The 20835-nt window shown below is 54.6% G+C and carries 16 protein-coding genes; 11 read left to right on the top strand and 5 right to left on the bottom strand.

Annotated features, from left to right (window positions below; translation table 11 throughout):
- Positions 1-63 precede the first annotated feature (63 nt).
- Positions 64-1164, bottom strand: coding sequence for a sodium-potassium/proton antiporter ChaA (gene chaA / locus ABSH60_RS00375; RefSeq protein ID WP_390975640.1), 1101 nt, complete (start codon positions 1162-1164; stop codon positions 64-66).
- 711 nt (positions 1165-1875) lie between these two features.
- Here chaA and ABSH60_RS00370 point away from each other — a divergent pair.
- The 9 genes from ABSH60_RS00370 to ABSH60_RS00330 all read left to right on the top strand — a co-directional run bounded on the left by ABSH60_RS00370 (position 1876) and on the right by ABSH60_RS00330 (position 13063).
- Entirely contained in the window at positions 1876-2565 is a 690-nt protein-coding gene (locus tag ABSH60_RS00370) for a gamma-glutamylcyclotransferase (RefSeq protein WP_056770253.1), read from the top strand.
- Between the two features lie 261 nt (positions 2566-2826).
- A complete protein-coding gene (locus ABSH60_RS00365; RefSeq protein ID WP_390972209.1) occupies positions 2827-5067 on the top strand; it encodes a TonB-dependent siderophore receptor in 2241 nt (746 codons plus the stop codon).
- Between the two features lie 234 nt (positions 5068-5301).
- On the top strand, positions 5302-6870 hold the full coding sequence (locus ABSH60_RS00360) for an ABC transporter substrate-binding protein (protein WP_122095193.1): 1569 nt from the start codon (positions 5302-5304) through the stop codon (positions 6868-6870).
- Positions 6870-7922, top strand: coding sequence for an ABC transporter permease (locus ABSH60_RS00355; protein WP_056770260.1), 1053 nt, complete (start codon positions 6870-6872; stop codon positions 7920-7922). The genes ABSH60_RS00360 and ABSH60_RS00355 overlap by 1 nt, the downstream gene beginning before the upstream one ends.
- A gap of 9 nt (positions 7923-7931) precedes the next feature.
- Positions 7932-8810, top strand: coding sequence for an ABC transporter permease subunit (locus tag ABSH60_RS00350; RefSeq protein ID WP_390972206.1), 879 nt, complete (start codon positions 7932-7934; stop codon positions 8808-8810).
- On the top strand, positions 8800-9705 hold the full coding sequence (locus tag ABSH60_RS00345) for an ABC transporter ATP-binding protein (RefSeq protein WP_371414284.1): 906 nt from the start codon (positions 8800-8802) through the stop codon (positions 9703-9705). Before ABSH60_RS00350 ends, ABSH60_RS00345 begins: the two co-directional genes overlap by 11 nt.
- Positions 9698-10375: an ABC transporter ATP-binding protein gene (locus ABSH60_RS00340; RefSeq protein ID WP_056770263.1), complete on the top strand. Its 678-nt coding sequence runs from the start codon at positions 9698-9700 to the stop codon at positions 10373-10375. The genes ABSH60_RS00345 and ABSH60_RS00340 overlap by 8 nt, the downstream gene beginning before the upstream one ends.
- 103 nt (positions 10376-10478) lie before the next feature.
- Entirely contained in the window at positions 10479-12056 is a 1578-nt protein-coding gene (locus tag ABSH60_RS00335) for an ABC transporter substrate-binding protein (protein WP_056770266.1), read from the top strand.
- A 353-nt stretch (positions 12057-12409) separates the two neighbouring features.
- On the top strand, positions 12410-13063 hold the full coding sequence (locus tag ABSH60_RS00330) for a DUF998 domain-containing protein (protein WP_390972203.1): 654 nt from the start codon (positions 12410-12412) through the stop codon (positions 13061-13063).
- A 20-nt stretch (positions 13064-13083) separates the two neighbouring features.
- On the opposite strand, the gene dsbB is transcribed toward ABSH60_RS00330, so the two are convergent.
- Together dsbB and nhaB are read right to left on the bottom strand one after the other, a co-directional pair.
- Positions 13084-13614: a disulfide bond formation protein DsbB gene (gene dsbB, locus ABSH60_RS00325; protein WP_136376655.1), complete on the bottom strand. Its 531-nt coding sequence runs from the start codon at positions 13612-13614 to the stop codon at positions 13084-13086.
- Positions 13615-13796: 182 nt separating this feature from the next.
- Positions 13797-15347, bottom strand: a complete 1551-nt coding sequence (gene nhaB, locus ABSH60_RS00320; RefSeq protein ID WP_390972201.1) for a Na(+)/H(+) antiporter NhaB — start codon at positions 15345-15347, stop codon at positions 13797-13799.
- A 242-nt stretch (positions 15348-15589) separates the two neighbouring features.
- Here nhaB and fadR point away from each other — a divergent pair, with 242 nt between their 5' ends.
- On the top strand, positions 15590-16309 hold the full coding sequence (gene fadR, locus ABSH60_RS00315) for a fatty acid metabolism transcriptional regulator FadR (RefSeq protein WP_056770278.1): 720 nt from the start codon (positions 15590-15592) through the stop codon (positions 16307-16309).
- Positions 16310-16409: 100 nt separating this feature from the next.
- Here the strand turns inward: fadR and ABSH60_RS00310 are convergent, their stop codons facing one another.
- Entirely contained in the window at positions 16410-17945 is a 1536-nt protein-coding gene (locus ABSH60_RS00310) for a SpoVR family protein (protein ID WP_056770281.1), read from the bottom strand.
- A 238-nt stretch (positions 17946-18183) separates the two neighbouring features.
- Positions 18184-19053 (bottom strand): alpha/beta fold hydrolase, encoded by an 870-nt coding sequence (locus tag ABSH60_RS00305; RefSeq protein ID WP_390972198.1) that lies wholly within the window; start codon positions 19051-19053, stop codon positions 18184-18186.
- A 457-nt stretch (positions 19054-19510) separates the two neighbouring features.
- Between ABSH60_RS00305 and ABSH60_RS00300 the strand changes: the two genes are divergently transcribed.
- Positions 19511-20812 carry a D-amino acid dehydrogenase gene (locus ABSH60_RS00300; RefSeq protein WP_122095203.1) on the top strand — a complete coding sequence of 434 codons (1302 nt, stop codon included), beginning with the start codon at positions 19511-19513 and terminating at the stop codon, positions 20810-20812.
- Positions 20813-20835: the final 23 nt, after the last annotated feature.

Below are 20835 nucleotides of genomic sequence, written 5' to 3'. Positions count from 1 at the left end.
GATGACAATAAAAAGGCCGCTCCGATGAGCGGCCTTTCTTGTTATGGCGTTTATCTGCCAGGGTTAAAGCATAATAATCATCATATAGGCACAGAATAAGGCCAGATGCGCCGTTCCGTTCAGGACATTAGTACGTCCGGTCGAGAATGAAATCTGACACAGGATCAGCACCGCCAGCATCACCACGATGTTCGCCGGGTCGAGGCCGAAAATCAGGTCCTGACCGGTGAGGGTGGCAATCACGGTCACCGCCGGAACGGTCAGGGAAATGGTCGCAAGCACCGAGCCGAAGAACAAATTCATCGCACGCTGTACCTGGTTTTGCAGCACCGCTTTCAGCGCGCCCAGCCCTTCAGGGGAGAGGATCAACAGCGCCACCAGGAAACCGGTGAACTGCGCAGGGGCGTTCAGTTCAGTCAGCAGGCTTTCCAGCGGATTGGCATTGAATTTAGTGACGGCGATAACCAGCACCAGATGCACGATAAGCCATAAGGTGTGCGTCAGATTACTTTTGGAAGAGGGCTTTCCGTGGCCGCTTTCTTCATCGTCATCTTCGTGCTCGTAAATAAACAGGCTCTGATGCGTTTTGGTCTGAATGAGCAGGAACACGCCGTACATGGCGGCGGAAATCACGGCGACAAACAGAGCCTGCGTGGTGGAGAAGTTACCGCCGGGCAGCGCAGCAGGCAGAACCAGCACGATAACGGCCAGCGGGAAAATCGCCATCAGATATTGTTTGATACCACCAAGATTAACGTACTGAGTCGCAAATTTACGACCGCCCAGCAGCAGGGCAACGCCCACCAGGCCGGCAGTGACGATCATGATGATCGAGAATAAGGTGTCACGCATCAACGCGGGAGCGGCATCACCGGTCGCCATCAGGGCAGAAATCAGGCTGACTTCGAGGATGACCACTGAAAGGCTGAGGATGAGCGAGCCATAAGGTTCGCCAAGACGGTGTGCCAGCACGTCCGCATGACGCACTACGCTGAATGCACTGGCAAGGATCCCCACCAGAGCAATGAGATTGATACCAACGACTGATGGAAAGTTACTGCTGTTGCCCCAAAAAACCAGGACGATAAGGGCGGCAATGGGAAAAATCAGGGAATATTCCTGATGGCGGGTTTTGATTTTGGGATGTTCCTGAGACGACACCATGATGATTTTTCTCCTTATAAACATGCGTGACCCTGCAAAGCGGGTGTCACGAAGAAAACAATAACCGCCTGTCCGTCGGTTATCAGTAAAAACGCGCTGTCGCGTAATGGTGTAACCTGTTAAGTATAGTAGATAAATTAATCTATTAACAGAAAATAATGCAGGTTAACCACAAAAAAACGACGTACTGCCTGTTTATCAGCAGGTGTGGCGAATTAAAGGCGATTATCCACAGACTTAACTTGCCGTGTTAAATAATTAAAACAATAGTAATCAAGCAATTGGATTTTCATATTTACCTTATGGAGGCATTGCGTCAACTTATGTAAATAATCACGATACCCACAGGCTGAACAGGTGAAAAACCGCTTTTTTCGCTCAGATAAGGCGATTCACACGCGGCCTGTGCATTGCCTCCCGCAAGCGTAGCACCGGTCTTGCGGCGAGGCAGATCTTGTCGGTTTATCTGTGATATTCCCGCCTAAAATTCAACATTCATACAATGTTCATAAAATAATCACTTTATTTTCGTTTTGTGATCGTTCTCAACCTTGATTGCAACGAGAGAAACGAATAAGGTTTCAAAGAGTGGGGTATACCAAAAATCTTAAACCTGATCGCCCCGCAGACCATCACTAACCGCGATAACGGAGAACACAGCGTCAACAGCATGGCATGTTCAAAAGTACGTCGTAATGAAGGAGGGAATGAATGTTAACCCGAGATTTTCTGCGTAACGCAGATTGTAAGACAGCATTCGGCAGCATCGACGAATCGATGTTATTAACCTCCGAACAACGCGCCGCCTCACTCGATTGCACGCTGGCGAGACGCCCTGACAACAGTCCTGTGTGGATTTTTGGTTATGGCTCGCTGATGTGGAACCCGGTCTTCGACTCGGAAGAGGCACGGCCTGCCACTCTGCACGGTTATCATCGTGCATTCTGTTTACGCCTGACGGCAGGGCGCGGCACCCACGCGCAGCCGGGACGTATGCTGGCGCTGCGTGACGGCGGCCAGACGACCGGCCTGGCATTCCGCCTGCCGGAAGATAAGCTGCACGAGGAGCTGGAGCTGCTGTGGAAGCGTGAAATGCTCACCGGCTGCTACCGCCCGACCTGGTGCGAACTGGCGCTCGATGACGGGCGCATCGTCACTGCGCTGGTGTTTATTATGGATCCCTCGCACCCTCAGTACGAAGCGGACACCGATTATCAGATCATTGCGCCGCTGATCGCCAGGGCGAGTGGCCCGTTGGGCACCAATGCGCAATACTTGTTTGCCCTTGAGAAAGAGCTTGAAAGCTACGGTATGCGCGATGACTGCATGAGTGAACTGGTGAAGCAGGTGCGTATGCTGCTGGCGGTTTCTCCCGGCTTCGATGTGCCCGGCCTGAGCTGACGCTGTCGTTTACGTTTTGCAGGCTGCGTGATGTCCATACGCAGTCTGTTTTCCTTCCGTATTATTTATTCCCCTGATTTCAGTGAATTACCCGCCTGACGAATAATAAAATTCCTAATCCACAATAAATAACCTTTTTAACATCCTGTTTACCCTGAGGTTATTACACCGAAGTCGGTTGCAATTAGAGTCCCGATCAGCATAATTCAAATCGTTTTGATAATTATTACTATTACCATTTGAACTTTTCAGGGAACTCTCATGCATACTCAAAGTGAAATTTTTCACTCTTCTGTTTCACCGTGTACGCCTGTTTTTAAACGCAAAATGTTACCCGCCGTCATTTCTGCTGCGCTGGGAATGCTGACGCTGCCTGCCTTCGCGGCTCCCGCGACCGCACCGGCGAAAGAGGGTGACACCATTACCATCAGCGCGGCACCGCAAACTTTCACATCGGGCGGCAACGACACTGTTCCTGCTTACCTCGACGGGCAGATCGCCAACGGCGGGCGTCTGGGGATCCTCGGCGAGCAGGACGCCATGAATGTGCCGTTTAACGTGGTGAGCTTTACTGACAAGCTGATTCAGGATCAGCAGAGCCGTACGCTGGGCGATGTGCTGAATAACGATGCTGCGGTGCAAACTGGCTACGGTTATGGCAATTATTCAGAAACGTTTGTCATCCGCGGTTTTGAACTCTCCGGCGATGATATTTCGTACGGCGGCCTGTACGGCGTACTGCCACGCCAGATCTTGCCCATGGAATTTGCCGATCGCGTGGAACTGCTCAAAGGCTCCAGCGCCTTCCTCAACGGCGTACCTCCGGGCGGCACCGGCGTGGGCGGGAACGTCAACATTGAACCAAAACGCGCCACGGATACCGCAATTAACCGCGTATCGGTCGATTACACGTCGTCTTCCCAGGTGGGCGGCGCAGTGGATGTTGGCCGCCGTTTTGGTGATAACAACCAGTGGGGCGTGCGGGTAAACGCCGTTCATCGCGAAGGAGAAAGCGCGATCGATGATGAAAAACGTCGTCTGACGCTTGGCTCTCTCGGGCTGGACTACCGCGGCGACCGCTTTCGTTCCTCACTGGATTTCGGGATGAGCAAAACCAGTGTCCACGGCGGGCGTCCGGTGGTGTATCTCGGCAAAGCCACTAAAATCCCTGACGTGCCTTCTGCCACCGGCAATTACGGCCAGCAATATGCCTCGACCGATATGGAAAACGAATTCGGCATGCTGAAAGGCGAGTATGACGTGGCCGATAACTGGACTGTCTACGCGGCAGCCGGCGCCAACCATACGCACGAATTTGGTAAATACAGTTCGCCGACGTTGCAGGACAATGACGGCAACGCCACCATGAGCCGCATGACGGTACCCTATTTTGCCGACAGCTTATCTTCACAGGCAGGCGTTCGCGGTAAGTTCGACACCGGATTCGTCAACCATAGCGTGAACCTCGGTGTCTCGACGTTGTACCGCAAATACAAAACTGCCTACACCATGACGGCGGCATCGATCAGGACCAACATTTACGACCCCGTTGATTACAGTGAACCGCTGACCAACTTGTACAAAGGCGGCGACATGAGCGATCCGCTGGTGCGTAACCGCACCCGGACTTACGGCGTTTCGCTGTCTGACACGATGTCCGTGCTCGACGATCGTCTGCAGTTTATTGCCGGTTTACGCCGCCAGAACGTGGTGGTGAAAAACTACAATTACGACGGGTCAGAAAATACGTCATTTGACGAAATGAAAGTGACGCCAGCCTTCGGTCTGGTGGTCAAGCCGTGGGAACACTACTCCTTCTACGCCAACCACATCGAAGCCTTACAGGCGGGCGAAACCGCAGGCACCACCTATAACGGCAGCATCGTCACCAACGGCGGGCAGGTGAGCGGCATCGAAACGTCGAAACAAAACGAAGTGGGTGTGAAAGCCGATTTTGGTCGCGTGGCGGGTTCACTGGCGTTGTACGAAATCAAAAAACCGATTGGCATGTACCGCGCAACCGGCGAGGGTTATACCTACGGCAACTACGGTGAAGTACGAAACCGTGGGGTCGAGCTGAACGTCTTTGGTGAGCCGGTGCTGGGTGTGCGCGTCAACAGCAGCGTGACCTGGATGAACCCGGAAATGACCAAAACGCAGGGCGGCACCTATGATGGAAACGATGCCGTCGGTGTGCCGCGTTATCAGTGGGTGGTGGGCGGAGAGTGGGATATTCCCGGCGGCAGCGGCGTGACCGCGACCGGTAAAGTGATCCGTTCTGGTTCGCAGTATGCGGACGAAGCCAACAAACTGAAAGTGGATGGCTGGACGCGTCTTGATCTCGGCGTGCGCTATGCCATGCCTGTCGGGCAGAGCACGCTGACCTGGCGCGCCAATCTGGAAAACGTCACCAACGAGAAGTATTGGGCCTCTGCCACCGGCGGTTATCTGACGCAGGGCGATCCGCGCGAATTCAAGCTTTCCGCGACCTACGACTTCTGATTTTGAGTCACTCCCTTTCCCACACGGCGAAAGGGAGTATTTCTCCCACTTTTGTACAGTAACAATTCCCTGCCAGCCCGCATTCCGTCGCTTTAATAACCAATCAGATAACGTTATGCAAAATTCGCATAACGATAGTATTTATCAGACTTTCTGGGGAGTTGAAGAAACTTTACACTCCGTGTATTGGTTATTAAATAAGAGCAATTTCGCTACTTTGGAGAGTCTGTCTTGATGAAAGCTTTATTACCGTCCGTCCTGTTTACGGCTATTGCGGCTACTTTCTCTGTTCAGGCAGCCACACCGCCGGACACACTGGTGATCGCTCAGTCCATTGATGATACCTCCAGCTTCGACCCGGCTCAGGGTTTTGAGCTGACGACGGTGCAGGCTTTCAATAACATTTATCAGCGTCTGGTGCAGTCTGACCCGACCAATCCGATCGATTTAAAACCGACGCTGGCGACCTCCTGGGAAGCGGCAAAAGATAACCGCAGCCTGACGTTCACGCTGTCACCGAAAGCGACCTTTGCCAGTGGCAACCCGCTGACTGCCGATGACGTCATTTTCTCTCTGTCCCGCGTGGTGAAACTGAATCTTGAGCCGTCATTTATCCTGACGCAGCTGGGCTGGAACGACAAAAACGTCGATACCTTCCTGACCAAAATCGACGATCAGCACGTAAAAATCAGCTGGACCGCCGACGTCAGCCCGTCTTTCGTGCTGAGCCTGTTGTCTGCGCCGGTGTCTTCCATCGTGGACAGCAAACTGGTGAAAACCAATGCCGCAGGGGATGATCTGGGCCACCAGTGGCTGAGCAACCATTCCGCCGGTTCCGGTCCGTACCAGATCCGCAATTATATCCCGCATGAAGTGGTGATCCTGGCGGCTAACCCGACGTCGCCTGAAGGCGCGCCGAAGCTGAAAACCATCCTGATCAAAAACGTGCCTGATCCTGCGGCCCGCCGTCTGCTGATTGAGCAGGGCGATGCCGATATGGCGCGTAACCTCGGTTCAGACCAGATGGCCGCGCTCGAAGGGAAGAAAGGGGTGAAACCGCTGGCTATCCCTTACGCCTCGTTGTATTTCATGCAGTTCAACGCCAAAGCCTCCCCGGCGCTGGGCAACCCGGCCTTCTGGGAAGCGGCGCGTTATCTGTTCGACTACAACCACATCGCCCACGACCTGATGAAAAATCAGTTCCAGGTGCATCAGTCATTCCTGCCTGAAGGTTACCTCGGCGCCGTAAACGACACGCCATACACCTATGATCCGGCGAAGGCCAAAGCGATTCTGGCGAAGGCCGGTCTGACTAACGTCAGCTTTACGCTTTCCACCTCTAATCAGCCACCGTATCTCGATATTGCCCAGGCGTTGCAGGCCAGTTTCGCGCAGGGTGGCGTGACCGTGAAACTGGATCCGGGTCTGAGTCAGCAGATTTCCACCAAAGTGAAGTCACATGATTACGACGCGTACATGTCTTCATGGGGCCCGGATTACTTTGACCCGAACACCAACGCCTCGGCGTTTGCCTTCAACCCGGAAGACGGCAGCAAAACGCTGGCATGGCGCGCTAACTGGTCAATTCCTGCACTGAACAAACTGACGCTGGCCGCCATCGCGGAACCGGATCAGGCCAAACGCGTGGCGGATTACCGTCAGCTGCAACTGGAAGTGCAGAAGAACTCACCGTTCGTCATCGGCCTGCAAGCCAAAAGCCTGATTGCTGTGCGTGACAACATCAAAGGGTACGTGCAGGGCATCAACCCTGACATGGTCTTCTACAGCAAGGTCACCAAGTAATGACAGACAGTTCAACACCCGCCGGATTCGTCCGGCAGGGTTGGCGCTGGTCAGGCCGTCTGCTGACCGGCGTGATTTCGCTGGCGCTGACGTTGCTCGGCCTGCTGGCGTTCACCTTTACGCTTTCCCATCTCGCGCCGATTGACCCGACGTTGCAGGTCGCAGGCGATCACGCCAGCGAAGCCACCTATGCCCAGGTGCGTCGCGATTTAGGGCTTGATCAGTCGGTGCCGGTGCAGTTCGCCCGGTATCTCGATCATCTGGCGCATGGCGATATGGGGATTTCCCGCATCACCGCCCAGCCGGTTGCCAGCGATCTGATGCGCACCTTCCCGGCAACGGTGGAACTGGCGACCTGCGCCATTCTGCTCGGCGGGAGTTTCGGCATTCTGCTGGCGTTACTGGCGGTGTGGAAGCCGGGAAGCTGGCTGGATAACGTGGCGCGACTGGTGTCGCTGCTCGGCTATTCCGTACCGATTTTCTGGCTGAGCCTGCTCGGCCTGTTGCTGTTTTACGCCGTGCTGCACTGGGCTGGCGGGCCGGGGCGTCTTGACGATGTGTATATGTACACCATGACGCCGCGTACTGGTTTTGTGCTGATCGATACCTGGCTTTCCGGCGACCGCGACATGTTCTACAACGCCATCAGCCATTTATGGTTGCCGGTGACGGTGCTGGCGATGCTGTCGATGGCCGGGATTACCCGTCTGCTGCGAGCCTCGATGCTCGGTGAAATGAACAAAGAGTATGTGATTCTGGCGCGTTCGAAAGGCGCGGGCAGGGTGCGCGTGCTGCTGTGCCATGTGTTTCCCAACGTGCTGGGGACGCTGATTACCGTGCTGACGCTTTCCTACGCCAGCCTGCTGGAAGGTGCGGTTCTGACTGAAACGGTGTTTGCCTGGCCGGGCGTCGGACGTTATCTGACTACAGCACTGTTCGCCGCCGATACCCCGGCAATTCTTGGCGCTACGCTGCTGATCGGCACCTGTTTCGTGCTGCTTAATGCGCTGGCTGACGCCCTTACTTATCTGCTCGATCCGCGAACCCGGTAGTGGCTGCTTATGACACAAATGATCCCCGAACAACCGACGCAGGTTGAGGCTGAGGCCGACACGCCCGTCTGGAAACCTGCGCGGCGCATTACCACACTTTCCATCGGCACGGTGCTGGTGGTGATTCTGGTGCTGACCGCGCTGCTGGCCCCCTGGCTTGCACCCTTTGACCCGAATATTCAGCACATCGAACTGCGCCTGCTGCCGCCTTCGCACGCCTACTGGCTGGGCACTGACGGTTTTGGCCGCGATCTGCTTTCGCGCGTGGTGTACGGCGCGCGTCCGACATTGCTGCTGGTTTCGCTGATCCTGTTGCTGACCATTCCGGTCGGTTTGCTGATAGGCATCAGTGCCGGTTACATCGGTGGCTGGTTTGAGCGTATTGTGATGCGCCTGACCGATATCGTGATGTCACTGCCGAGTCTGGTGATGGCGCTGGCGCTGGTCGCCATCCTCGGCCCCGGCCTGATGAACGGTGCGCTGGCGCTGGCATTTACCAGCTGGCCGCCGTTTGCGCGTCAGGCGCGGGCGGAAACGCTGGCGCTGCGCCGCAGTGATTATCTGGCAGCCGCGCGCATGCAGGGCATTGGCGGTTTCCGGCTGATGTTCGGCCATATTCTGCCGTTGTGTCTGCCAAGCGCGGTAGTGCGTGCGGCACTCAGCCTGGGCGGCATCATTCTGGCGTCTGCCGGTCTGGGTTTCCTCGGCATGGGGATTCAGCCGCCGACCGCCGAATGGGGCTCGATGGTGGCTGAGGGCAGTAAAGTGATTTTCGATCAGTGGTGGGTCGCCGCTGCACCGGGCGGGGCAATTCTGTTTGCCAGCCTGGCTTTCAACCTGCTGGGCGATGGCCTGCGTGACAAAATGGATCCACGACATGGCAACTGATGCGCTCTCTCTTCATCAAAAACACAATCATGCCAAAACGCTGCAAAACGACCGGCTGATTGCCAGGGATATGACCATCTGGCTGCCGGGCGAACGTCCGGTAGAGCTGGTGAAATCGCTCTCCCTGAACGTCGGGCAGGAGCGTGTGGCGCTGGTCGGGGAATCCGGTTCCGGTAAATCCCTCACCGCCCGCGCGCTGATGGGCTTGCTGCCACACCCTTGTCAGATGCGCGCGACGCAGCTGACGCTGGGCGATAACGATCTGACCACGCTGAAAGAGCGCGAGTGGAGCCGTTTGCGCGGTAACCGCGTCTCGATGGTGATGCAGGATCCCAAACATGCGCTGAACCCGACGCAAAAAATCGGCAAGCAGGTGGAAGAACCGCTGCGCCTGCATACCCGTCTCGGGCGCAAAGAGCGCCAGGAAAAAGTGACGGAGATGCTCAGCGCCGTCGGCCTGCCGAATCCGGCATTTCTGCAACAGCAATATCCGCATCAGCTTTCCGGCGGCATGGGGCAGCGTGTGATGCTGGCGATTGCGCTGATCAACGATCCGCAATGGCTGATCGCAGATGAACCGACGTCGGCGCTGGATTTTGACATGCGTGAACAGGTGTTGGGGCTTATCGAGCGTTTAGTCGAGCAACGTAACATGGGGCTGATTCTGATCAGCCATGATTTACAACAGGTGGCGCACTACTGTGAGCGCGTGTTGGTGATGTACAAAGGCGAACTGCTGGACGAACTTGCGGCGGACCAGCTGGCGCATGCCACGCATCCGTACACGCAGACGCTCTGGTCGTGTCGTCCGAGTAAGTTTACTCACGGCGAACGTCTGCCGGTATTGGATCGCGAGCTTCTGGCGTCGCTGAAAAAGGAGCCTCGCCATGAGTGAAGCTATCGCTGAACTGCAACAGTTAAGCGTTTCCCACCGTATGGGGCATGAAGTGCGCACCGTGGTGCATAACGTGAATCTGACCATCAACAAGGGCGAATGCTTCGGTCTGGTGGGGCCGTCCGGTTGCGGTAAATCGTCGCTGCTGTGGGTGCTGGCGGGTCTGAACGGCCAGTGGGACGGCAGCCTGACGCTGCTCGGGCAGCAGGTCAAACCCGGCAAACCGTTTACCGGCAGCCTGCGCCGCGACGTGCAGATGGTCTTTCAGGATCCGTATGCCTCGCTGCATCCGAAACATAAACTGCTGCGCACGCTGGCAGAGCCACTGAAAATCATCAAAGAGCAGGACATTGAGCAAAAAATTGCCGAAGGTTTCCGGCAGGTCGGGCTGGATCCGGCGCTGATGAAACGCTATCCGCATCAGCTCTCTGGCGGACAGCGTCAGCGCGTCGCGATTGTGCGTGCTTTATTGCTCAAACCAAAGCTGTTGCTGCTTGATGAACCGACCTCCGCCCTGGATATGTCGGTGCAGGCAGAAATCCTCAACCTGCTCAACGATTTAAAATCCGCAGGGGATCTGACCATGTTGCTGGTCAGCCATGATGCCGACGTGATCGATCATATGTGTGATCGTGCGGTGCATATGGCCAAGGGATATGTTTTGAGCTAAATCTAATTTATTAAATAACAAAGCTTTTATTGATGGTTCTTGCGCTGAGGTTGCCCGTCTACACTCGAAAAAAATGTCTTTTCATCTGTGGAGATCGACCTTAATGAAAGTACGAGTGCCTTCCCTGTTATTTTTACTCATGATGGCGGTAACCCGTGTGGATGCGGCGACGCCAGCCGATACGCTGGTGGTGGCGGGATCGCTGGAAGGGATCATCAGTCTGGATCCGGCGGAAAGTTTTGAAACCGTCAGCTCCGGCAATCTGGTTAACCTGTATCAGCAACTGGTTGTGTCTGACCGCCAGCATCCGGACCAGCTCGATCCCGATATCGCCGCCAGCTGGCAGGCGGGGGCGGACGGGCGTAGCCTGATTTTCACCCTCAAGCCGGGACTGAAATTTTCCAGCGGCAATCCGGTCACCGCCGATGATGTGATCTATTCGTTTACCCGCGTCGTTAAACTCAATAAAAGCCCGTCGTTTATTCTTGGAGAGCTGGGATGGACGCCGGAAAATGTTGACGGCAATCTGAAAAAACTGGCTGACGATAAAGTGCAGCTGACCTGGCCTGCGGATATCGGCAGCGGTCTGGTGCTGAGTATTCTCTCTGCACCGGTGGCGGGGATCGTCGACAGCAAATTGCTGAAAGAACACACCGATAAAGACGATTTCGGTAACAGCTGGCTGCGCTCCCGTTCGGCGGGCAGCGGCGCCTATGTAGTGCGTAACTATGTGCCGCACGAAGCGCTGATCTTTAAACGTAATCCGAACGCGAAACCGCTGGCCAGGCTTGAGAACGTACTGTTCAAAAACGTGGGCGATCCGTCCACCCGTCGTCTGCTGGTGGTCAATGGCGACGCCGATGTGGCCTATGATTTAGGTGCGGATCAGTTCAGCTCGCTGCAAAACGAGAAGGGCGTGCACGTGGCGCAGTTCCCGGCGGCGAAGGTGTTCTATCTGGCGTTTAATGTCGGTGACACCACCCAACCGGCGCTGGCGAATCCTGCACTGTGGGAAGCGGCCCGCTGGCTGGTGGATTATCAGGGGATTTCAACCGAACTGCTGAAAGGGCAATACGGCATTCATCAGACCTTCCTGCCGGACGGTCTGGCGGGGGCGATTGACGATCAGCCGTTTAAATATGACGTGGCAAAAGCCAAAGCGATTCTCAGCAAAGGCGGAATTGCGCCGGGGACTAAAATCGATTTGATCGTCATTAACCAGCCACCGTATTCCGATATTGCTCAGGCGTTGCAGGCCAGTTTTGCCAAAGCCGATATCAATCTTGTGGTGCATCCGCTGGTGGAAAGCGATGTGCTGACCCGCATGCGGGCGCATAAATTCCAGTCAATCTTCACCTACTGGGGCGCGGATTATCTCGATCCGAACACCAACGCCAGTACCTTCGCTTATAACGTGCCCAACGGGCCAAAAACCCTGGCGCAGCGCATTCAGTGGGTGATCCCGGAAATCAGTAAACAAACGCGTGCGGCAGCGGCAGAGTCCGACCCGACCAAACGTAAAGCGCTCTATGCAGATTTACAGCGCGAGTTGCAACGCAGTTCACCGTTTGTTGTGGCGCTACAGAGTAAATTGCTGGTGGCAATCCGCGATAACGTGAAGGGCGCAAGCCAGAATGTGGCGGGTAGCCAGTTGTATCTCGATTCGATTACGAAAGAGTAATTTTGACAGTAATACAGGTATCACCGACGTTGCACTTTTTATCAACGCTGCACATCAACAGGGAATTTGTTGATTAAATGTCGATAAAGTGTGCAAAAAGTAAAGCTGTGATCTTGCAGCTTGTAGTCAAAGCACTGACAAATCAGGTGTTTGTGATTTCACAGTGAGTTGGCATAGAAGCTGCATTATTTATTCCACAGGGTTCACCCCACGGAAGGCTGATCAAAGTTATCAAAAAGGCGTCCGTTAGCGTTCAGGAAAACTGAGCGCTAACTGGACGCTTTTTTTTGCCCCGCGGGCAACTGCCTGAACTTACGCTAGAATCACAGCATCAGGTCAGAGAGAAGGTGCGGATGCAGACACTCACAGGGTGGCAAAAAGGCGGGGCGCTCTGCCTGGCGCTGGGCGGATTGCAGTATGTCGCGGCGGAGAAAATCAGTGCGCTGGCGTGGCGCGCACCTGACTATTCTTATCGTCAGAATTACATCAGTGATTTGGGGATCGCATCTTGTGGTATGACGGCGGACGGACGCGACATTTGCTCCCCGCTTCATGGTCTGATGAACAGCGGATTTGCGCTGGAAGGCGTTTTATTTTTCATCGCCTGCTGGCTGTTAAGGGCAGTGTTTCATGAAAAGGGGCAGGCGCTGTTTCTGTTTTTCGGGCTGCTGCACGGCGTGGGCGGCGTGCTCATCGCACTCTTTCACAGCGGCGGTGGTACCGGCGGCGTGACGCTGCATCAGACGGGCGCCGTGCTGGCGATCGCTGGCGGAAATGTCTGCCTGCTGAGCGCAGGGTGGATGAAGCGCGGTATTTCAGGGTGGGAGATATTTTCGGCGCTGAGTCTGCTGTCCGGCTGCATTGGCCTCATCAGCATGATGACGATTTCGCTGGACGTACTGCCAACAGGCCTGATTGAACGCCTGTCGGTTTACACCATCACCGCATGGCAGGTGTGCACCGGTTTATGGTTGCTCAGACGAAAAAAAGCGCCCGCAGGCGCTTAATTCAGAACGGTATTTGCAGATTAACGGCCAAACAAATCGCGGCGTTTCGGCTTCACAAACTGAGCGAGCAGCACCAGCACACCGATAATCATAAATACGCTGAACACCACGACCAGCCACTGTGGCATGCCGAGTGTCAGGAATTCCCACTGCTTTTCTGCACAGTCACCGGTGGCAACGAACATGCCAGGGAACCATTTGTCCAGAGGCAGCCAGGTCGGGAAGCGCGCGGCGAAATCACAGGTGGCAAACGGAGAGGGGTGCAGCTGGATCATGGTGTGTTCCCATGACAGGCGGATCCCTTCGTAAGCACTGTATAACCAAATCAGAATACCGGCATAACGCAACCAGGTAGCAGGCGCGATGGCACCCACCAGACCGGCACCGAGAATACCCAGCAAAGCACAACGCTCGTAAATACACATCACGCATGGTTGAAGCAACATGACGTGTTGGAAATAGAGCGCAACCAGCTCAAGGATCAGCGCGGTCAGTGCCATCAGAAGCCAGGCACCGCGTCCCTGTGAGCAGCGGTTAAGATATTGCAACATAGAAATTTTTTCCCTGCAGTTAGCTACTGAGACGCAGTGTAAACCAATTGCTTCCCGCTGCCAGCCTGTCTGCATGAAAATTAGGTAAATAATTGCGTGAATTCGGAGAATTCGACTTTTAATTTCGGTAATTTCCTCCACGGCATACGCATCAGAAATTACCGGGTCTTGCGCCTGTGCTATCAGGCCAGCGAAATCCATCCCATCTGCGTGTACCACTCCGTCATTCCCGGCAGCAGGTATTGCACGCACAGCAGGCCGACCAGCGTCATCACTACCGTATAAGGCAGCGCCATCCACACCATTCTTCCGTAAGAGAGGCGGATCAACGGCGCAAGCGCAGACGTCAGAAGGAACAGAAATGCCGCCTGGCCGTTAGGCGTCGCCACCGACGGCAGATTGGTGCCGGTGTTGATCGCCACCGCCAGCAGCTCGAACTGTTGCAGGCTGACAGCGCCGCTTTCCAGCGCGGCTTTGGCTTCGTTAATGTAAACCGTGCCGACGAACACGTTATCTGACACCGACGACAGCAGGCCATTAAAGAGATAGAACAATGACAGCTGGTTCGACGGGGCAGCCTGAAGAACGAAATGAATGATCGGGCTGAAGAGGTGCTGCTCGATGATCACGGCGACCACGGCAAAGAAGACGGTCAGCAAGGCGGTAAACGGCAACGATTCCTGGAAGGCTTTGCCGATGGCATGTTCATCGGTCACGCCGCAGAACGCGGTGGCGAAGATGATCACCGAAAGCCCGATCAGGCCGACTTCGGCAAGATGAAATGCCAGCGCGGCAATCAGCCAGACGCCGATCAGCGCCTGCACGGCCAGCCTGATTTGCTCCTGTTTCGTCATGTTTTCGCTGTTTTTCTGGTCGAACTTTTTCAGGACTTCAAAGACCGGCTGCGGCAGCTGCGCGCCATAACCAAACCAGCGGAAACGCTCGACCAGCGCGCAGACAATAAACCCACAGATAAACACCGGTACGCTGACCGGCGACATCCTGATCAGGAAGTCGGCAAACTGCCAGCCTGCACTTTTGGCGATGATCAGGTTTTGCGGTTCTCCCACCATGGTCATCACGCCGCCCAGCGCGGTGCCGACACCGGCATGCATCATCAGGCTGCGCAGAAAGGCGCGGAACTGCTCAAGGATTGCCTGACGCTGCGAGTTTCCGGTAAAGGCGCTGTCGTCGCTGATTCCGGCGTCTTCTGGCTGATTCGAGGCAACGTTGTGATAAATGGAATAGAACCCGACCGACACGCTGATCACCACGGCGATCACCGTCAGCGCATCCAGGAAGGCGGAAAGAAACGCTGCGGCAAAACAAAACGCCAGGGAAAGCGCGATTTTATTGCGCAGGTTCAACAGCAGCTTGGTGAAAACGTACAGCAGCAGTTGCTTCATGAAGTAGATTCCGGCCACCATGAAAATCAACAGCAGGATCACTTCCAGATTGGCAGAGATCTCCTCACGGATGCGCTCTGCGCTGGTCATGCCGATCATCACCGCTTCAATAGCCAGCAAACCGCCGGGCTGTAACGGGTAACATTTCAGCGCCATGCCCAGGGTGAAAATAAATTCCACCACCAGTAACCAGCCCGCCAGAAAGGGGCTGACCAGGAAGAAAACCAGCGGATTAACAATCAGAAAGACCAAAATAGTGATTTTGTACCAACCGGGAGACTGACCCAGAAAGTTTTTTATAAACGCGCGCGTGAAGGTGGTATCCATATTTCCCCAAAGGCTCCTGTTATTATCATTTATATTTCAAATGGTTAATCAAATAGCATCATAATTAATTTAGCAATGACGGGGCAGACAGCGGCAACAAGTGATTCAAAAATTTAAATTTATGCCAACCCCTGCACAGTTTCCACATTGCCTGTCACTGCGGCCTATAACCGGGGATTTTCATCTGGTATGATGAGCTCAACTTTACCCCCAATAAATGCCCCAAACGGAACGACAAACACATGGTTATTAAGGCACAAAGTCCTGCCGGTTTTGCCGAAGAGTATATCATCGAAAGCATCTGGAACAGTCGGTTCCCGCCCGGTTCAATCTTACCGGCTGAAAGAGAACTTTCAGAACTCATTGGGGTAACCCGAACGACCTTACGTGAAGTGTTACAGCGTCTTTCCCGCGACGGCTGGCTGACCATTCAGCACGGTAAGCCGACGAAAGTGAACAACTTCTGGGAAACCTCCGGCCTGAATATTCTTGAAACGCTGGCGCGTCTGGATCACGACAGTGTTCCGCAGCTGATCGACAATCTTCTTTCCGTGCGTACCAATATCGCGACAATTTTCATCCGCAAAGCGATGCGCACTAACCCGGAAGAGACGCAGAAAGTGCTGGCTACCGCCGAGGTGGTTGAAGACCAGGCCGAAGCCTTTACCGTGCTGGATTACGACATTTTCCGCGGCCTGGCGTTTGCGTCCGGCAATCCGATTTACGGTCTGATCATCAACGGATTGCGCGGTTTGTACACGCGCGTCGGGCGTTATTACTTCTCCAATCCTGAAGCCCGTAAACTGGCTATCGCGTTCTACAAGAAATTGTCAGACATCTGCCACGAAAAAAGTTACGAGCAGATTGTGGATTGCGTGCGCAATTATGGCCGTCAGAGCGGCGAAATCTGGCACAGTATGCAAGGCACCATGCCGGGTGATCTTACCGATCAAAAGAAGTAAAAAACCAGTCCGTCAGGTCTGAACAGTAAAATGAGAAAAGGGCGCTGAGCGCCCTTTTTTAATGCCTGAATCGACTCTTTTCATCGCAGACGTTCGCCCGTCAGAGCGGCGCAGGGCGCGGCGGGCAACGCTCCAAAAGTTCGACGCTGCCGTCGGCGTTCAGTTGCTCGATAAACACATCGAAGCCCCAGAGACGATGAACGTGCTTCATCACTTCGCGGCGGCTTTTATCCAGCGGCGCGCGATCCTGCGGGATATAACGCAGCGTCAGCGAACGGTCCCCGCGCAAATCGACGTTCCACACCTGAATGTTAGGTTCATGATTGCTCAGATTATATTGCGCTGATAACTCCTGACGGATAGCGCGGTAGCCTTCTTCATTGTGGATCGCCGCGATTTCCAGATAGTTATTGTGATCGTCATCGAGCACGGTAAACAGGCGGAAATCACGCATCACTTTCGGCGACAGGAACTGACTGATGAAACTCTCATCTTTAAAATCACGCATCGCGAAATGCAGCGTGGTCAGCCAGTCCGATCCGGCAATGTCCGGGAACCAGTAATGATCTTCTTCGGTCGGTTCCTGACAGATGCGCTTGATGTCCTGGAACATCGCAAAGCCCAGCGCATACGGGTTGATTCCGCTGTAATACGGGCTGTTATAAGGCGGCTGGAATACCACGTTGGTGTGGCTGTGCAGGAATTCCAGGATGAAACGGTCAGAGACTTTCCCCTCGTCATACAGATGATTGAGGATGGTGTAATGCCAGAAAGTCGCCCAGCCTTCATTCATCACCTGAGTCTGTTTCTGCGGATAGAAATACTGACTGATTTTGCGCACGATGCGTAAAATCTCGCGCTGCCATGGCTCCAGCAACGGGGCATTTTTTTCCATGAAATACAGCAGGTTTTCCTGCGGTTCGGAAGGGAAACGGCGCGCCTGTTCCGGTGCATCGATGGCGTCTTTGCGCGGAAGGGTTTTCCACAGCGTATTCACCTGGCTTTGCAGATATTCCTCGCGGCTTTTTTGTCGCGCCAGCTCTTCCTGCAGCGAGATTTTTTGCGGACGTTTATAGCGGTCAACGCCATAATTCATCAGCGCGTGGCAGGAATCGAGCAACCGCTCCACTTCATCAGTACCGTAACGCTCCTCACACTCACTGATGTAGCGTTTGGCGAACAGCAGATAATCGACGATGGAACTGGCGTCGGTCCAGCTTTTAAACAGGTAGTTATTTTTAAAGAAAGAGTTATGCCCGTAGCAGGCATGAGCCATCACCAGCGCCTGCATCGTAATGGTATTTTCTTCCATCAGATAGGCGATACAGGGATTGGAATTGATGACGATCTCATACGCCAGACCTTGCTGGCCGTGTTTGTAGAGTTGCTCGGTTTCGATGAATTTTTTGCCGAACGACCAGTGTGTGTAGTTGATGGGCATGCCGATGCTGGAGTAGGCATCCATCATCTGTTCGGAGGTGATGATTTCGATTTGATGGGGATAGGTGTCCAGCCGGTAAGACTTCGCTACCCGATCAATCTCAGCGAGATAGGTTTGCAACAAATCAAACGTCCAGTCCGGTCCATCGCTAAGACGTTTGTCCTCAGTATTTTTCTTTTGGGTCACTGTCGTCATAAGCCGCACCCTCATTCAGTTATGGACGCTACAGAGTGTTTGATTCACAACCTTTTCTTAAGATTTCGCACGTCCATTAATAATCGTAGCTCAATCTGATTTTGCTGCCTGATAAACACCAGAAATCCATTCCTCTGCCATTCTATATCCCCCGGTCTGCGCGCTGTCAACGTGCGGGTTGCCGGATAAAAAACGCCCTGCGGGCAGGGCGGGGGTGGCGTTCAGGGGCTGCGGGGGGTTAAATGCGGATAAACGCCAGCAGATCCTGATTGATTTCCTCTTTGTGCGTGCTGCACAGGCCATGCGATGCGCCCGCATAGACTTTACTTTTGCAGTCCGGCAGAAGTTTCAGCGCGGCTTCGCTGGAGGACACCGGCGGCACGATTTGATCGTCGTCGCCGTAAATGACCAGCGTCGGGATGGTCATCTTTTTCAGATCTTCGCGCTGGTCGGTTTCCGAAAACGCTTTCACACAGTCATACAGGGATTTGATGGACCCCTGCATTCCCTGAAGCCAGAAACTTTCGCGCAGCCCTTCGGACACCTCGGCACCAGGACGGTTGAAACCATAAAATGCGTCGGGCAGATCGCGGAAGAACTGAGAGCGGTCTTTCTGCACACCGTCGCGAATGCCGTCAAAAACGGAAAGGGGTAAACCGTCCGGGTTAAAATCCGTTTTGATCATGATCGGCGGCACCGCTGCGATCAGCACCGCTTTTGCCACGCGCGAGGTGCCGTGACGGCCAATGTAGCGGGCGACTTCACCGCCGCCGGTAGAGTGCCCGACGTGCACCGCATCTTTCAGATCCAGGTGCGCGGTTAACTCGGCCATATCATCGCCGTATTGATCCATGGTGTTGCCGTCCCACGACTGCGAGGAGCGGCCATGCCCGCGGCGGTCGGCGGCAATCACGCGATAACCGTTGTTGGCCAGAAACAGCATCTGATCTTCGAAGGCGTCTGAAGTCAGGGGCCAACCGTGGCTGAACACCACCGGCTGCCCGCTTCCCCAGTCTTTGTAAAACAACTGCGTACCATCTTTAAGTGTCAGAAAGTTTGAATTATTCACACATCGTCCCCTCAGGCTGGATGAAAAGTTGCTCAACATGAACCGATCGAAGTGTAGGAGATTTTTTCGCCCGTGGCCGGAAAAGTGATCTGCAGCAAATTTTAGCGGGGTGATAAACGCCACAGGCGTCTGCCCTGCGTTCTGCGCAATAAATGAGGGAATATCACCGCGCGACTTCTTTGTAGTGGTTTATTCTGACAAATAGCTTGTATGCAAGAATAAATGCCCGTTATGAAAGCCGGGCTGATGGCCTTAAAACTCAGTGACAGCAATGCTGTCATTGCTTTCATAAAACCATAAGTTTCTCTCTGCGCAGCATAAATGTTGCGTGATATCGTTATTTATTTCCGCCTATTGATAAATTTGCTGGTATGAACGATAAATAATTGTGAAACAACTCACGGTTATGAACGCCTGTGTTGGCGATTTTTAACAGTCAGGTTAATTTCCTGTCATCAGAATATTATGCTTTGTTTGGGCGTTGAGTGGAGTCGATATGCGTGTAGTGATTTTAGGCAGTGGTGTGGTCGGTGTCGCCAGTGCATGGTATCTGGCAAAAGCGGGTCATCAGGTGACGGTTATCGATCGTCAGTCCGGCCCGGCAGAAGAAACCAGCGCGGGCAATGCGGGGCAGATCTCACCGGGCTACGCGGCACCCTGGGCGGCTCCCGGCGTTCCGGTCAAGGCGGTGAAATGGATGTTTCAGAAACACGCGCCGCTGGCGATCCGCCTCGACGGCACGCAGTTCCAGCTCAAATGGATGTGGCAGATGCTGCGCAACTGCGACATGAACCATTATCAGACCAATAAAGGCCGCATGGTCCGGCTGGCAGAATACAGCCGCGATTGCATGAAAGCGCTGCGCGAAGATACCGGCATTCAGTATGAAGGGCGTCAGGGCGGCACATTACAACTGTTTCGTACCGCGCAGCAGTTTGAAAGCGCCGCGAAAGATATCGCCGTGCTGGAAGACGCGGGCGTGCCGTATCAGTTGCTGGAGTCCGCGCAGCTGGCGAGCGCTGAACCCGCGCTGGCACAGGTAGCGCACAAGCTGACCGGCGGGTTACGTTTGCCAAACGATGAAACCGGCGACTGCCAGATGTTTACCCGCAGGCTGGCGGAGATGGCGCGTCAGGCCGGCGTGGTGTTTGAATTTAACCGCACGGTGGATAAGCTGCATGTGGAAAACGGCGAAATTACCGGCGTGCAATGCGGCAATGACATCGTTAAAGCGGATGCTTATGTTGTGGCGTTCGGTTCCTATTCCACCGCGCTGCTGGCCGATCTGGTGTCGATCCCGGTGTATCCGCTGAAAGGCTATTCACTGACGATCCCGATTACCGATCCCGCTTCTGCACCAGTTTCCACCGTGCTGGATGAAACCTACAAAATTGCTATCACCCGTTTTGACGACCGTATCCGCGTGGGCGGCATGGCGGAGATCGTCGGCTTCAACCTGAAGCTGGCGCAGGCGCGCCGCGAAACACTGGAAATGGTGGTGAAAGATTTATACCCGAACGGAGGCAATGTCGAACAGGCCACTTTCTGGACCGGTCTGAGGCCGATGACGCCGGACGGCACGCCGATTGTCGGACGCACCCGCATCAAAAATCTGTTCCTCAATACCGGTCACGGCACGCTGGGCTGGACCATGGCCTGCGGCTCCGGCCAGTTGCTGTCAGACATTATGTCCGGCGTGACGCCGGCTATCCCCTCTGATGATTTGTCCGTTGAGCGCTACAGCCCGGACTTTATTGCCCGCCCGGCGGGACCGCATAAAATGCATCCGGTGGGCTGATCCCGCTGCGCATTTCCGCCGGT

The sequence above is a fragment of the Rahnella sp. R3(2024) genome (assembly GCF_042920125.1).
In the GTDB taxonomy this organism is placed as follows: Bacteria; Pseudomonadota; Gammaproteobacteria; order Enterobacterales; family Enterobacteriaceae; genus Rahnella; species Rahnella rivi.
This window is presented reverse-complemented; position numbering and strand designations above follow the sequence as displayed.

Coding starts and splice junctions, on each gene's coding strand:
- ABSH60_RS00360 (WP_122095193.1), top strand. CDS start 5,302: ATGAAAGCTTTATTACCGTCCGTCCTGTTTACGGCTATTGCGGCTACT.
- ABSH60_RS00330 (WP_390972203.1), top strand. CDS start 12,410: ATGCAGACACTCACAGGGTGGCAAAAAGGCGGGGCGCTCTGCCTGGCG.
- ABSH60_RS00355 (WP_056770260.1), top strand. CDS start 6,870: ATGACAGACAGTTCAACACCCGCCGGATTCGTCCGGCAGGGTTGGCGC.
- ABSH60_RS00365 (WP_390972209.1), top strand. CDS start 2,827: ATGCATACTCAAAGTGAAATTTTTCACTCTTCTGTTTCACCGTGTACG.
- ABSH60_RS00370 (WP_056770253.1), top strand. CDS start 1,876: ATGTTAACCCGAGATTTTCTGCGTAACGCAGATTGTAAGACAGCATTC.
- dsbB (WP_136376655.1), bottom strand. CDS start 13,614: ATGTTGCAATATCTTAACCGCTGCTCACAGGGACGCGGTGCCTGGCTT.
- fadR (WP_056770278.1), top strand. CDS start 15,590: ATGGTTATTAAGGCACAAAGTCCTGCCGGTTTTGCCGAAGAGTATATC.
- ABSH60_RS00350 (WP_390972206.1), top strand. CDS start 7,932: ATGACACAAATGATCCCCGAACAACCGACGCAGGTTGAGGCTGAGGCC.
- ABSH60_RS00335 (WP_056770266.1), top strand. CDS start 10,479: ATGAAAGTACGAGTGCCTTCCCTGTTATTTTTACTCATGATGGCGGTA.
- ABSH60_RS00300 (WP_122095203.1), top strand. CDS start 19,511: ATGCGTGTAGTGATTTTAGGCAGTGGTGTGGTCGGTGTCGCCAGTGCA.
- ABSH60_RS00305 (WP_390972198.1), bottom strand. CDS start 19,053: ATGTTGAGCAACTTTTCATCCAGCCTGAGGGGACGATGTGTGAATAAT.
- ABSH60_RS00310 (WP_056770281.1), bottom strand. CDS start 17,945: ATGACGACAGTGACCCAAAAGAAAAATACTGAGGACAAACGTCTTAGC.
- chaA (WP_390975640.1), bottom strand. CDS start 1,164: ATGGTGTCGTCTCAGGAACATCCCAAAATCAAAACCCGCCATCAGGAA.
- nhaB (WP_390972201.1), bottom strand. CDS start 15,347: ATGGATACCACCTTCACGCGCGCGTTTATAAAAAACTTTCTGGGTCAG.
- ABSH60_RS00340 (WP_056770263.1), top strand. CDS start 9,698: ATGAGTGAAGCTATCGCTGAACTGCAACAGTTAAGCGTTTCCCACCGT.
- ABSH60_RS00345 (WP_371414284.1), top strand. CDS start 8,800: ATGGCAACTGATGCGCTCTCTCTTCATCAAAAACACAATCATGCCAAA.